At 72.2% G+C, this 13,499-nt stretch carries 10 protein-coding genes; 3 read left to right on the plus strand and 7 right to left on the minus strand.

Translation table 11 applies throughout. From position 1 onward, the window contains the following. Positions 1-20: 20 nt before the first annotated feature. Positions 21-1,889 (plus strand): polysaccharide biosynthesis protein, encoded by a 1,869-nt coding sequence (locus tag AB0G08_RS14455; RefSeq protein WP_358087280.1) that lies wholly within the window; start codon positions 21-23, stop codon positions 1,887-1,889. A 67-nt stretch (positions 1,890-1,956) separates the two neighbouring features. Here AB0G08_RS14455 and wecB read toward each other — a convergent pair whose 3' ends face one another. From wecB to AB0G08_RS14475, 4 genes are read right to left on the minus strand one after another with little or no spacing between them, the layout of a single operon-like run. Next, the gene (wecB, locus tag AB0G08_RS14460; RefSeq protein WP_358087282.1) at positions 1,957-3,081 is read right to left on the minus strand and encodes a UDP-N-acetylglucosamine 2-epimerase (non-hydrolyzing); all 1,125 of its coding nucleotides are present in this window, start codon (positions 3,079-3,081) and stop codon (positions 1,957-1,959) included. After that, positions 3,078-4,316: a glycosyltransferase family 4 protein gene (locus AB0G08_RS14465; protein WP_358087284.1), complete on the minus strand. Its 1,239-nt coding sequence runs from the start codon at positions 4,314-4,316 to the stop codon at positions 3,078-3,080. The genes wecB and AB0G08_RS14465 overlap by 4 nt, the downstream gene beginning before the upstream one ends. Continuing rightward, positions 4,313-5,440 (minus strand): NAD-dependent epimerase/dehydratase family protein, encoded by a 1,128-nt coding sequence (locus AB0G08_RS14470; protein ID WP_358087286.1) that lies wholly within the window; start codon positions 5,438-5,440, stop codon positions 4,313-4,315. The genes AB0G08_RS14465 and AB0G08_RS14470 overlap by 4 nt, the downstream gene beginning before the upstream one ends. Further along, positions 5,434-6,474 carry a polysaccharide biosynthesis protein gene (locus AB0G08_RS14475; RefSeq protein WP_358087288.1) on the minus strand — a complete coding sequence of 347 codons (1,041 nt, stop codon included), beginning with the start codon at positions 6,472-6,474 and terminating at the stop codon, positions 5,434-5,436. Before AB0G08_RS14475 ends, AB0G08_RS14470 begins: the two co-directional genes overlap by 7 nt. Before the next feature lie 218 nt (positions 6,475-6,692). On the opposite strand from AB0G08_RS14475, the gene AB0G08_RS14480 reads away from it, so the two are divergent. Together AB0G08_RS14480 and AB0G08_RS14485 are read left to right on the plus strand one after the other, a co-directional pair. Next, positions 6,693-8,153, plus strand: coding sequence for a hypothetical protein (locus AB0G08_RS14480; RefSeq protein ID WP_358087290.1), 1,461 nt, complete (start codon positions 6,693-6,695; stop codon positions 8,151-8,153). A 306-nt stretch (positions 8,154-8,459) separates the two neighbouring features. Next, positions 8,460-9,632 carry an O-antigen ligase family protein gene (locus tag AB0G08_RS14485; protein WP_358087292.1) on the plus strand — a complete coding sequence of 391 codons (1,173 nt, stop codon included), beginning with the start codon at positions 8,460-8,462 and terminating at the stop codon, positions 9,630-9,632. On the opposite strand, the gene AB0G08_RS14490 is transcribed toward AB0G08_RS14485, so the two are convergent. From AB0G08_RS14490 to AB0G08_RS14500, 3 genes are read right to left on the minus strand one after another with little or no spacing between them, the layout of a single operon-like run. Then, the gene (locus tag AB0G08_RS14490; RefSeq protein WP_358087294.1) at positions 9,581-10,714 is read right to left on the minus strand and encodes a glycosyltransferase family 4 protein; all 1,134 of its coding nucleotides are present in this window, start codon (positions 10,712-10,714) and stop codon (positions 9,581-9,583) included. The genes AB0G08_RS14485 and AB0G08_RS14490 overlap by 52 nt on opposite strands. Positions 10,715-10,728: 14 nt before the next feature. Further along, positions 10,729-12,051, minus strand: a complete 1,323-nt coding sequence (locus tag AB0G08_RS14495; protein WP_358087297.1) for a glycosyl transferase family 1 — start codon at positions 12,049-12,051, stop codon at positions 10,729-10,731. Beyond that, a complete protein-coding gene (locus tag AB0G08_RS14500) occupies positions 12,051-13,454 on the minus strand; it encodes an oligosaccharide flippase family protein (protein WP_358087298.1) in 1,404 nt (467 codons plus the stop codon). The genes AB0G08_RS14495 and AB0G08_RS14500 overlap by 1 nt, the downstream gene beginning before the upstream one ends. Positions 13,455-13,499: the final 45 nt, after the last annotated feature.

The following is a 13,499-nucleotide window of genomic DNA, read 5'->3' on the forward strand; positions in this document are numbered from 1 at the left end:
GGAGACGGACAGGAGCACAGATGCCGCCGGAAACAGAGATCACCCGAGGCGGGCAGGGGACGCACCGGGCCAGGGCCCGCCGCCGCACCATCGGATTCCTCGCCACCGACAGCACCGCCTGGGTCGGCGGCTTCGTCGCCGCGGTCTGGTTCCGCTACGAACTCGACCTGGCGCCCGGCCAGCTCGCGCGCGCCGCCGCCTGCGGCGTCCTCGCCGCCGTCGTGCACGTGGCCGTCGCGGCGGTGCGCCGGATCTACTCCGGCCGCCACCCACTGGGCAGCCTCCAGGAGGTGCAGGGGGTCGCCGGGACGGCGGCCACGACGGCCGCGATCATGCTGGTCGGGCTGCTGCCGGCCGGCGTACGACCGGTGCCGGCGAGCACGCCGCTGGTCGGTGGCGCCCTGGCGCTGCTGTTCATGCTGACCGCCCGGTTCACCTACCGGCACCGTCGCGACCTCGCCATGCGGCCGGACGCCCGCTCGTCCAACCCCGTGCTGCTGTTCGGGCTCGGCGACGCCGGGCAGGGGCTGCTCCGGGCCATGCTCGGCGATCCGCGCGGGCGCTACCGGCCCGTGGGCGCCCTCGACGACGACCCCGACAAGCGGGACCTGCGCATCGGCGGGGTACGCGTGCTCGGCGGCCGGCAGGACGTGGCGGCGGCCGTACGGCACACCGGCGCGACGACCGTGATCTTCTCCGTCGCCAACGCCGACGCCGCGCTGATCCGGCAGATCCGCGAGGCCACCCTGCAGACCGGGGCGGCGTTCAAGGTGCTGCCTCCGGTCCGGGACCTCGTCGACCACCGGATCACCGTCCGCGACGTCCGCGACGTGCAGATCGGCGACCTGCTCGGCCGCCGGCAGGTGGTCGCCGACATGGCGCTGAGCACCAACGGGCTCAGCGGCCGGCGGGTCCTGGTCACCGGCGCCGGCGGCTCCATCGGCTCGGAGCTGTGCCGGCAGGTGATGAAGGCGGACCCGGGCGAGCTGATGATGCTCGACCGCGACGAGTCGGCCCTGCACGGCCTGCAGATGTCGCTGGCCGGCCGGGCCCTGCTGGACGGCCCCGAGCTGATCCTCGCCGACCTCCGCGACGACGAGAGAATCCGGCGGATCGTCCGGGAGCGCCGGCCGGACGTCATCTTCCACGCTGCCGCGCTCAAGCACCTCACGCTGCTCCAGCGGCACCCCGGCGAGGCGGTGCAGACGAACGTCTGGGGCACCCTCTCCGTGCTCGACGCGTGCCGCGACGTGGCCCGCTTCGTCAACATCTCCACCGACAAGGCGGCCGACCCGATCAGCGTCCTCGGCTACTCGAAGCGGATCACCGAGCGGCTGACCGCGCACGCCGCCTCCCGGTTCCCCGGCACGTTCCTCAGCGTCCGCTTCGGCAACGTGCTGAGCAGCCGCGGTTCGGTGGTGACCGCGTTCCAGCGGCAGATCGAGCTGGGCCACCCGCTCACCGTCACCCACCCGGAGGTGACCCGCTACCTGATGACGGTGCAGGAGGCGGTGCACCTGGTGTTGCAGGCCGCCGAGATCGGCCGCGACGGGGAGGCGCTGGTGCTGGACATGGGTGAGCCTGTCCGCATCGCCGACCTGGCCCGGCAGATGGCCGAGCAGGCGGAGAGCAGCGTGCCGATCGTCTACACGGGACTGCGCCCCGGCGAGAAGCTGCACGAGGACCTCTTCGGCGCCGGCGAGACCGACACCCGGCCGCTGCACCCGCTGGTGTCGCACGTGGCGGTGCCCGCCCTCGACCCGATGGAGGTCAGCGGCCTCGACCCGTACGACGATCCGGAGAAGGTCGTCGCGCAGCTCGCCCTGCTCTGCGACCACCCGGTCGGGCCGGCCCTCCGCAGCTCGGTGCAGGTGCCCTTGTCCCGCTGACCCCGGGACCCGCACGCGGTGAGGGCCGGCGACCGGAGCTTCCGGTCGCCGGCCCTCGTGGAGCGATTCAGCGGCGGATGCCCGCCCAGTCGTGGTGCCGGCGGACGGTGGAGAGGATGAAGTCGACCACCCGGCGGGAGGTGTCCGGGACCCGGTAGTCGACGGGGCACGGCACGCCCTGGGCGGCGACCTGGGCCACGGTGACCTCGACCGCCTCGACCACGCCCTGCGGGTCGAGCCCGGTCATGATGATCCCGCCCGCGTCCAGCGCCTCGGGTCGCTCGATCGACTCGCGCAGCGTCACGGCGGGGAAGCCGAGGATGGCGGCCTCCTCGCTGATGGTGCCGCTGTCGGAGAGCGTGCAGAAGGCCCTGGTCTGCAGGTGCACGTAGTCGAAGAGGCCGAACGGCTCGTGGAACGCGATGCCGTCGAGGGCCGCCGCGTCCGGCGCCAACGCCTCCAGCCGCTTGCGCGTACGCGGGTGCGTGGAGACCAGCACCGGGTGCCCCCACCGGTCGCGGACGGCCCGGAGGCAGTCGAGCAGGCGCTTCAGGCGGGCCGGCTGGTCCACGTTCTCCTCGCGGTGCGCGCTGACCACGAAGTACCGGCCGGGCGCGAGGTCGAGCTGGCGCAGGACGCCCGACGCGGCGATGTCGGTCCGGTAGTGCTCCAGCACCTCCCGCATGGGCGAGCCGGTGTGCAGGATCCGGCGCGGGTGCAGCCCCTCGGCCAGCAGGTTGCGCCGGGCGTGCTCGGTGTAGACCAGGTTGAAGTCGGCGACGTGGTCGACCAGCCGCCGGTTGGTCTCCTCCGGGACGTTGAGGTCGAAGCAGCGGTTGCCGGCCTCCATGTGGTAGACCGGCACCCGCATCCGCCGGGCCATCAGCGCGGCGATGCAGCTGTTGGTGTCGCCGAGCACGAGCAGCGCGTCGGGCCGCGCCTCGTCGATCGCCGCCTCCATGCCGACCAGCACGCCGCCCAGCACCCGGCCGAGCGACGAGGTGTCCACCCGGAGGAACCGGTCCGGCTCGCGCAGCCGCAACTCCTTGAAGAAGACGTCGGAGAGCGTGCTGTCCCAGTTCTGTCCGGTGTGCACCAGCAGGTGCTCCACCGTGTCGTCGAGCCGGGCGATCACCCGGGACAGTCGGATGATCTCGGGTCGGGTGCCGACCACCGTCATGATCCGGGTCATGCCCGTCCTCCCTCTGCTGCCAGCTTGGTCATGATGTCCTCGAACTGGTCCACGCCCACCCGCAGCGACATGCGCTCCTGGTAGACCCGCCGGGCCCGCCGGCCCAGTTCCGCCCGCACGTCCGCGGACTCGGCCGCCGCGACGGAGAACCGCGCGGCGAGCGCGCGCCAGTCCCCCGGCGGGGAGACCAGGCCGACCCCGGCCGAGCGGACCAGGGCCGCGGCGTCGCCGCCCACGGACGCGATCACCGGGGCGCCGCAGGCCAGGGCGGCCTGCAGCTTCGACGGGATGCTGCCGCGCAGCGCGGGCAGGTCGCGCAGGCAGACCAGCTGCCAGTCGGCGGCCGCGTACAGCGCGGCCATCCGTTCGGCGGGCCGCCGGCCGACGAACCGCACGTTGTCGGCGCCGAGGTCCGCGGCGAGCCGGCGCGCGGCCTCCTCGCCGGCGCCCGAGCCCACCAGCACCAGGTCGATCCGGTCACGCACGGCGGCCGCCGCCCGGATCGCGGTCTCGATCCCCTGCAACAGGCCGATGTTGCCGGCGAACATCACGGTGCAGCGCCCGCGGTGGCCGAGCGCCGCGCGGGCCTCGTCGGTGGCGGGCACCGGCCGGAACAGCGCGTCGTCGGTCCAGTTCCACACCACCCGGACCCGGTCCGGGTCCGCGCCGCGGGCCACGACCAGGTCGGCCATCGCCGGCGAGATCACCACGACGGCGCCGGCCAGGCGGTACGTCGCCCGCATCAGCGCGGCGACGCTCCCCTCCAGCGCCCGGCCCGCCCGACCGGCCGGCGCCATGCCCGAGCCGAGCACCGACTCCGGCCACAGGTCCTGGACGTGCAGCACGATCGGCGTACGCCGGGCCAGGCGGGCCAGTGCCGCCGCGGCGATCGAGGTGGGCGGCGGGTGGTAGACGTAGGTGACGTCGACGCCCGCCAACCAGCGGACGCCGCCCAGCGCGCTGCTGGCCCCGAAGGACAGGTGGCTCAGCGCGCGTCGGGCGGCGGACGTGTCGTGGCTGGGGTAGGCGGGCACCCGCCGGACGGCGACCGGCCCGTCGGTCTCGGTGTGCCGCCAGCGCTGCCGCCAGCCGGGGAAGGTCCGGCCGTGCGGGTAGCTCGGAAAGGTGGTGAGCACCCGCACCTCGTGGCCCCGCTCGGCCAGTTGCCGCGCCAGGTTGCCGGGGATGAACACCCCTTCGGGCGGGTACCACTGGCTGACCAGGCCGATCCTCACGCGGCGACCACCGCGCGCTCCGACCGGGCCGGCTCGACCGGTTCGGGCCAGGTGTCCGGCCGGCCCGGGTCGAACAGCTCGTTCGTCCAGAACATGGTGACCAGCTCGTCGTCGCCGGTGTTGACGAGGTTGTGCACCCACATGGTGGGCATGTCGACCAGCACCGGCTGGTCGCCGGAGACTGCGAACCGCACCACCTCGGTGTCGCCGACCCGGCGCAGGCTGATCTCCGCCGAACCGCGCAGCACCACGAAGCGCTCCACCTTGGCCAGGTGGAAGTGCTCGCCCCGGGTGATGCCGGGACGGGTCGTGGAGCAGAAGGTCTGGCCGCCGCCCCCGTGCGTCTTGACCGTCTCGACCAGCTCGCCCCGCTCGTCCGCCCGGCGCGGCAGCGCCAGCGGGTAGTGCGCCGGGAAGCAGTGCGAGCGGTAGGTGTTGAACAGCCGCACGTCGTGCCGGTCCGCCAGGGCCGGCAGCTCACCCGTGCGGTAGGTGGCGGCGACGTCGGCGAGCCGGTCGGCGAGGGCCCGTACGCCGGTCCGCAGCGCCGGCATGGCCGGGTCCCACGAGCCCCCGGCCGGTACGCCGACGAGCCGGGCCGCCGCGTCGGTGACGTGCACCAGGCTCAGCTCGCGGTCGCCGTGCACCTCCGGCTGCCCGCCCTCGGCGAGCAGCCGGCAGAACGTCGCGACCGCGGAGTTGTAGAACGGCCGGCCGTGCTCCCCGTACAGGTTCGGCAGCAGGACGTCGTCGACGGGCAGGCCCGTGTCGGCCAGGACGCCGGCGGCGGCGGCCTTCGCGTCGCCGTAGGGCGTGCCGTTGCCGGCCTGCACCGAGTTGGCGAAGACCACCGCGCCGGGCGGGGCCGGGCAATGCTTGAGGCCCTGCGCGAGCTGGGCGGCGAGCTGCACGTTGCCGGCGGCCACGTCGGCCGGCTCGCCCCGGTTGACCCCGGCCAGGTGCAGCACCCGGTCGACGCCGTCGAGCTTCGCCGCGACCCGCTCGGGGTCGGCCAGGTCGGCCCGGGTGACGAGGACCGGCTCCGGCCAGCCGAGGACGCGCAGCAGCACCCGCACGTGCCAGCCGAGGAAGCCGCCGGCGCCGGTGACCGCCAGCCTCAGCACGCCAGCACCGGGTCCCGCAGGGCCAGCTCCGCGCGGACCTCCGGCAGCGTCTTCAGCAGCTCGACGATCTCCGGTACGCCCAGCCGCGGCGCGTTGGCGGAGTTGAAGTCCTCCGGCGGCCCCTGGTCCAGCTCGCCCTCGGAGACGTAGAGCGCGTAGTTGAGGTCGCGGGCGTCCAGCGGCACCCGGAGGAAGTCGCCGAAGTCGTCCGCCTGGGCGAGTTCCTCCCGGCTGGCCAGCGTCTCGTCCTGCTTCTCGCCGTGCCGTACGCCGATCATGTCGAGCTTGGCGGGCACGTCGAAGAGCTCGCAGACCGCCTCGGCCAGGTCGCCGATGGTGCAGGCGGCGGCCTTGCGGATGAAGATGTCGCCGGGCCGGGCGTGCTGGAAGGCGTGCTCGACCAGCTCCACCGAGTCGGCCAGCGACATCAGGAAGCGGGTCATCTGCGGGTTCGTCACCGTGGGCGCCCGGCCCGCCTTGACCTGCTCGATGAAGAGCGGGATCACCGAGCCGCGGGAGTACATGACGTTGCCGTACCGGACGCAGGAGACCGTGGTCGCGCTGTTCGGGTTGTTCCGGGCGTGCGCCTGGGCGACCTTCTCCATCATGGCCTTGCTCATCCCCATCGCGTTGACGGGGTGGACGGCCTTGTCGGTGCTCAGCACGACCACGGAGCCGACGCCGTTGCGCTCCGCCGCCTCGACGACGTTGGCGCTGCCCAGGATGTTGGTCCGCACCGCCTCCAGCGGGAAGAACTCGCACGAGGGCACCTGCTTGAGGGCCGCCGCGTGGAAGACGTAGTCGATGCCCCGGCTGGCGCGCAGCACCGAGTCGTAGTCGCGCACGTCCCCGACGTGGTAGCGGACCCGGTCGTCGCCGAGCAGCCGGCGCATGTCGTCCTGCTTGGCCTCGTCGCGGCTGAGCACCCGAACCTCGCCGACGCCACGGTCGAGGAGCCGGCGCACCATCGTCTTGCCGAAGGAACCCGTGCCGCCGGTGATGAGTACCCGGCGGCCGGTGGTCGAATACGTCACTGGTTGCTCCCCGTCTCGGTTCTGGGATCGCGACGGCCGCGCGCCGCAGGTCACGGGGCGGCGGTCACACCTCGCGCAACGAGCCGGGCCAGGGGCGGGAAACGGTTAAACGGGACGAACGGGCAGCGCACGCACGACCAGCCCGCGTGGCGTCGCGCCCGCTCACGAGTTGGCGGAAACCCCAATAAGGGGCGTTTTTTACTTGCTATAACTTCACGGTGCAATTTCCATCAAAGCCGGCAGCTGATGGCGAGTACGCCCTCGACGGCAGCGTCCGCCCAGACGAGCGCGCCCCGGGCCGCGCGGCCGGCGTCTGGGCTCCCCTCAAGCTCGCCACCGGATACCTGCTGGGAACCTTCGCCCTGTTCCTCACCATCGGACGGGCGGCGGAGAGTCCCAACCTGGTGCGTTTGACACTCTTCGTCCTCGCCGCTGTCGCCGCGCTCTGCCTCGGCTACACCGCCTACGTACGGCAGCAGGGCGGCAAGAGGGCGGCGCCCCTTCGCGGCCTCGCGGCTCGACGGGTTCCCCGTCCCCTGGTGGCCGTCTGCGCCACCTACGTCCTGCTGTTGGGGATCGCTCAGCTCGGCTTGATCGGCGTATCCGGCCCGACGGAGTTGCTGCACGCCGTGACCCACCCCGGCGAACGGTACTTCCACCAGTTGCAGCAGGAGGGACAGTTCTCCCGACCGGTGCAGGTGCTGACCCTGCTCGCGGTGCTCTATCCCCTGCTCATCCCCCTCGCGGTCTGGTTCTGGGCCAGCCTCGGCAGGCCGCTCCAGCTGTACGTGCTCGCGAGCGTCGCCACGTACGCCCTGTACTACATGGCGATCGGAATCCTCAAGGGCTTGGGCGACCTGCTGATCTGGTGGGGAGCCAGCTACCTCCTGGTGCTCGCCCGCCGCACACTGGGACCAGGCCGGTCGCGGCCTGCCGGCCGGACGAGCCGATGGCGACACATGGCGGCCTGCGCAGCCATGCTGTTGGCCTTCGTCGGGTACATGTCGTTCAACCAGATCGACCGGGCCAGGAGTTCCGGACAGGGAGTGGTCGTCGCGGGCAACCCGGTGGTGGCTCGGCTGGTGGGCGACGACCTCGCCGCAGGACTGGCGGTGACCCTCTCCTATCCGACCCACGGTTACCTTGGGCTGAGCCACAACCTGAGCGTGCCCTTCGAATGGACGCGGGGCATGGGCGCGGCACCGGCGCTCGGCAGCTACCTCGAGCAGTACACCGAGCTGGACCCCAGGTACAGCGAGCGGTACACCGCGCGCACGGAGGCCGCAACGGGGTGGCCGGACGGCATGTACTGGTCGACGATCTTCCCGTGGCTCGCCTCGGACCTGACCTATCCGGGGTCCATCGCCTTCATGGCCCTCGTCGGATGGTTCCTGGCGAAGTTCTGGTGGGAGGCGGTCCGGCAACGACGCGTCCTGTCCATGGCGCTGTTCTGCCAGCTGGCGCTGCTGGTCGCCTTCGTGCCCGCCAACAACCAGCTCGGCCAGACCCGGCCGGCACTGATCGCCTTCGTCTCCCTGTGCGCGCTGTCCGTGGTGGACCGGGTCCGGCAACGGATCGCGCTCGCCGCATCGCAGGGACAGACGGGTGGCGTTGGCCCGCCGGTCGCCGCCCGACCGCGTGAGGCGCCACCACACCGTCTGGTCCCTGTCGGCAGGTGACTCCGGCGCGTTCTCGTGCACGGCGGGGAGCAGGCATCGAGCCATCTTCCGGAAATGACCACATTGCCACCATCGCCCTGATAGAACTGGTGCGCCAGCGTCCGGTCCACCGGATGCGCGACCCGCGAGTCACCGGACGGCAGTGGAGCCGCCCTCATCAGGGCAGAGGAGAGCCGTGTGGCCAGTCCCCTCGGAGCCACGACAGCGGCGGTGGCCCGCAGCACACGGTTGTCTGACCCGCTCGGTCCTACGCCCGTGCGCGCACCTGGCAGAGGAACCGACCTGCCGGGGATCACGCTGCTGTGCGTGGCCGCGTTCATGGCAGCATGGTCGCAGGATCACCCCCATCTCTGCGCCGCGCTGATAGTCGGCACGATCGTGTTCAGCGGGCGTGTCCCACGGCTGCGCGCCGCCGACGGCATGGCCCTGTTGGTCGCCCTGTGGGCCGGCGCCACCACCATCTGGAGTACGGACAGCGGCGCGTCCGCCCGCGCAACGCTCAATTACGCCTCCGCGGCGCTTCTCTTCATCGCGGCCCGGCATGTGGTCGTCCGCATGTCGTCGGTGTTCCTGGTCGCCGCCTGCTATCTGGCCGGCTGCCTCGTCCGCGCGTGGGGCGTCGTCAGACAGGCGATCACCGGCGATCTGCCGCAGCGCACCGATGCCCTGGACCTGACCGTCCGCTTCGGGGTGGAGGGAATCAACTTCAACTTCACCGCGTACACCCTGGTGACCGGTGCGCTGATGGCGTCGCTGCTACTCACCATCGGTGGCCAGCGTCGCCTCACCAGGCTCCTGATGCTCGCCCCGCTGCCGGTGCTGGCCTGGGGGGTGCTGCTCAACGGCACGAAAGGTGCCCTCGTCGCGCTTGTCCTCGTGCCCGTCTACCTGGCCGTGAGCAGGGTGCTGCCCGGGGCCGCACTGGCCGTCGCGGCCGTCGCTGTCCCGGCTCTTCTCGTGCTCGTACCCCTCGGGCTGGGCCAGGATTTGCTGCTCGGGTTCGACACCAGTTTCGGGCAGCGGACCACAGGTGACCTGTCCGGTCGGCTGCTCATCTGGCCCGATGCTGCCGCGACCTGGTCGGACTCCCTGTTGCTCGGCGTCGGCGCGGGAGCGTACCCGCTCATCAGTCCCTTCGGAGTGGGCGCTCACAACCTGCTGTTGACGGTCGGCAACGACCTGGGCCTGCTGGGCCTGCTCGGATACGTGGCGGTGTTCGCGCTCGCACTCGGGGCGTATGCGAGGCGCTTCCCGGCCGCCCGTCGACGGGCCGGCCTCTACGTCGTGACGCTCTTTCCGATCTGGCTGACCGGGCACTGGGAGGTCGCTCTGGGTGCCTGGCTCACCCTGGGGCTGCTGACCGTACTGCCGACCGGGCACAGTGCGACGTCGACGGGGGTCGGCCGGCATCGCCGGCACCGGGGAAGTCAGGTGTGGTGGCCGGCCGTCGCCCCGGTGGCTGGCCGGACAACCGCCTGACCGTCCTCGCGCCCGCCCGAGACCTGGCGCCACAGTGCCACGTACCGGTCGAATACGGCGGGCAGCGCGTATTCGGCGACTGCCTTCCTCCTGGCCCGTTCACCGAGTTCGCTCCGGTGGTCCGGGGAACTCATCACCGCCGCCAGGGCGACGGCGAGTCGATCCGGCTCGTGCGGTGGGACCACGACGCCACAGCCGTCGCCCAGCATCTCCGCCACCGCCCCCACGTCCGTGGCCACCACCGCGCGGCCGAGCGCCATCGCCTCGAGGATCACGTTGGGGAAACCCTCCGAGTGGCTGGGCAGCACGAACACCTCGCAGCCGGCCATGAGTTCCAACAGGTCCGGCCCGCCCAACTCACCGAGGAAGGTCACGGCGGGCTCGGGCGTGGATGGCCGGATCCGCTGCACGTAGCCGCTCTCGCCCGGGCCGGCGATGACCAGTTCCCAGCCCGTGGTCTCGATGTCCTGCCACGCGGCCAACAGGTCCTCGACGCCTTTCGCGGGGATCACCCATCCCGCGAAGAGCACCCGCTTGCGCGGAGAAGCCCGCCCCGGGCCCGATGGCAGCGTCGACAGGTCCACGCAGTTGGGAATGCGCACGAGCAGCTGGTGATCGGCGTGACCGCGGATGGCGAGTTCGGTCTCCTCGTCCAGGGCCACCACCGCCGACGCCCGCTCGATGACCCGCCGCATCAGACGCCACTCCCGTCGGCCGCCGGCGACGATCTCCGGCACCCTGCCGAACCGGATGTGGTAGACGAACGGCACCCCGAACACCCGGCAGATCCGGAGCAGTACCAGGTCGCGAACGACACCGAGGTGCCCGGAGGTGTTGACGTGCACGACGTCGGGTCGCCGTCGCGCCATCTGCCAGCCGAGCGAGCACGCGCTCCGGGCGAGCTGGATCGCTCCCGCGAGGATCCGGCGCGCCAGCGACGTCTGATGGATCGACCTTCCCCGAAGCGCGATGTCCACGACGACGACATCAACCGTGCCGATGCCCCGCGCGGCACCCGCGATCATCGCGGTCCAGCGCGCGATGCCTCCCTGCGGCGGCGGCAACGGCGAGACCAGGGCCACCCGCAGTGGACGGCTCACCGCCGCGCCTCCCCCGCCGCGCCCGCCACCCGCGCGAGATGCGCCGCGAACGCCGATGCCACTTCCTCGCGTGAATGGCGCACCTTGGCATAGGAGTAGCCGTTGTCCCCGAGCCGCTGGCGCAGCAGGGGATCGCGGCACAGTCGCTCGATGCGCCGTACCAGCGGCTCCATTTCTTCGTCGCCCACCACCAGCCCGGCGTCCGCCGCCACGATGTGCCGCATCGAGGCCAATTCGCCCGGGCCGTGCCCGAGGATGGGCCGCCCCGCAGCCAGGTACTGCGGGATCTTCGTCGACAGCGACAGGCGCGTGTATCGCACGAGATCGGGCGCGAACGACTCGACGTGGACGAGGACATCCGCGCTGCGCAGGATCGGAACCACCTCCGTGCTGCCGACGGACCGCGCGAGGCGGACCGCCGACAGGTCGGCGAAGGCCGGGGCGTAGCGCTCCAGGTCACGCTCTGGCGCGTACACGGTCAGCCGGGCCGGTGGAAGCGGCGACACGATGTGCTCCAGCGCCGACCCGATCCGCGCCAGTGCGGCCCATCGCCCCAGGTGCAGGCCACCGGCGTAGACGAACTCGACCGAGCCCTCAGCCGACCTCGGTCCAGGCGACCCCTCGCCTGCCCGATACCCGTCGAAGGCCGCCCCGTCCACGCAGTTCATGAAGGCGGCGAAGGGGATGCGGTAGCGCCGGCGGTACTCGTCGGCCATGGGCGTGCTGATACAGAGTCCGGAACGGGAAAGCCGCATCACCTCGCGGAGGTTCGCCTCGGCCGCCCGCCGGCCGAGGCCGAGCAGTTCGCCGTCCGCGTACAGCGTGGTCGGCCAGTCGTCCATGAAGTGCGGCACCAGCGGCACGCCACAGTGCCGGGCGATGCCGCAGGCCAATCGCATGACCCGGACGCTGCCCAGCACCGAGTAGACGACCTCCGGACGGTACCGGCGGGCCCAGCTGAGCAGCTGTCGCGGGAGGACGAGCGGGCTCAGATCCGCGACCGCCCGCATGTGCTGCCACATCCGCCCCCGTGCCGACCGTGCGGCAGGACCGGCGTCCGGCGCAGGGGGGCCGCCAGGGGTGCCTTTCGCCATCAACCGCCGCGTCCAGTAGTCGACGGGCGCGCTGCGCGGATCCAGCGCGTAGTAGCGCCGGCACACGTCCGTCGAGGGCGCCGTGGCGGTCAGGTGGACCTGCGCCAGCCGCTCCGCGGGCCAGCCTCCGAAGAGGTTGGACAGGGTTATCCCGGTCCCGGTCGCGTGCCCGAAGGGCTCCGCGCCCACCACCAGTACGCGCGGGTAGGTCGAAACGTCCGCCATCAGTCGGGTTCCTTCGCTGTCGCCGCATGGGCTTCGAGCACCGTGCGGTATCCGTACAGAGCCCCCGGAACGACCGTCAGCAGATAGACCAGGGTTCCGGTGAGGGGCACGGCGGCCGCGCCGTACCTGCCGGCCGCATACCACTTGAGGGGAATCGAGACGGCCAGATAGAAAGTCCAGCCCACCAGCTGCGGGCGGATGACGCCGGCGGCGTTCTGCACCATGAAGCACGGCGACATCGCGGCCAGCAGCACCCACCAGCAGGCGAGGCCGGCGAGCAGCAACCCGCCCCCGTCAACGCGGATGCCGGCCCAGACGTCGAGCAACGGGCCGCCGGCGAGCACGAGTCCACCCCCGAGGACGACAGCCGTGCTCGATGAGACGATCGTCATCCGGCGGCTGGTCCGCCGCACCCAGCCGATCTCGCCTCGGGCAAGGGCGTCTCCGTTCGCCGCCCAGAGCGGCACGTTCACGAGCGAGACCAGGATTCCGACCTGGGCGAAGAGTCGCGCGGAGACGGCGAAGTCGGTGACGTCCCGCAGCTGCAACACGTGCGCGATCACCAGGGTGTCGGCATTGTTCGCCACCGACATGACGATCGTCAGAAGGAAGAACAGCCCCCCGAGAGCCAGCAGGTCCCGCGCCTCGCCGCGATCGGCCGCACGCCACCGCGGGCGCAGGTGCGGCAGGGCGCGCCCGTACACCCAGCAGCTGGTGAGCAGGTTCGTCAGGACCGGTCCGGCCACGCTGGCCGTCACGACTCCGACCGGCGGCAGGTCGAGGTGCACGGCGAGCAGCACGAGGGGCACGGCGGACAGGCCGCCGAGCGCCTGCCACAGGTTGCTCTGCGCCACCTGCTGGTACGCGAACTGCACTCGGACGACCAGGGAGAGCGGCACGTTGACGACGAAGGCCGTGAGGCAGGCGAGCACGAAGGGCTCGGCCTCGGCACCGGCCCGGCCGTCGGCGCCGATCAGCCCCGACCACGGCACCAGCGGCGAGGTCGACCACAGGCACAGCAGGATCAGTACGGCGATGCCGGTGAGCAGGACGTAGGCGCTGGAGACGTAACGACGGGCGCGCGCCACGTCCCCCGTCGCGAAGCAGGGCGCGAGCCTGGTCATCAGGCCGTTGCCGAGGCCGAGGTCGGCGAAGGCCGCCATCGCGGTCAGGGCGCCGATCGCCGCCCACAGTCCGTAGAGGTCCGGCCCCAGCTCCGTCAGCATCACCGGAATCAGCACGAGCGGGGTGACCACGCCGACGGCCCGGCAGAGCACCGTGGCGGCCATTCCGGTGAGCAGACGCCGCTGCCGGTCGCGGGCCGGCAGAGCGTCCGTGTCCGCCGTGGTCGGGGGCGGCGCGGTCCGCACCGGGGTGACGACCTCCTCCCGGGACAGGGACATCACTCACCCGCCGATCGCCGGGGTACGCCGTCCGCCGCCCGGGGC

The organism is Micromonospora sp. NPDC023644, from assembly GCF_040640115.1.
Taxonomy (GTDB): Bacteria; Actinomycetota; Actinomycetes; order Mycobacteriales; family Micromonosporaceae; genus Micromonospora.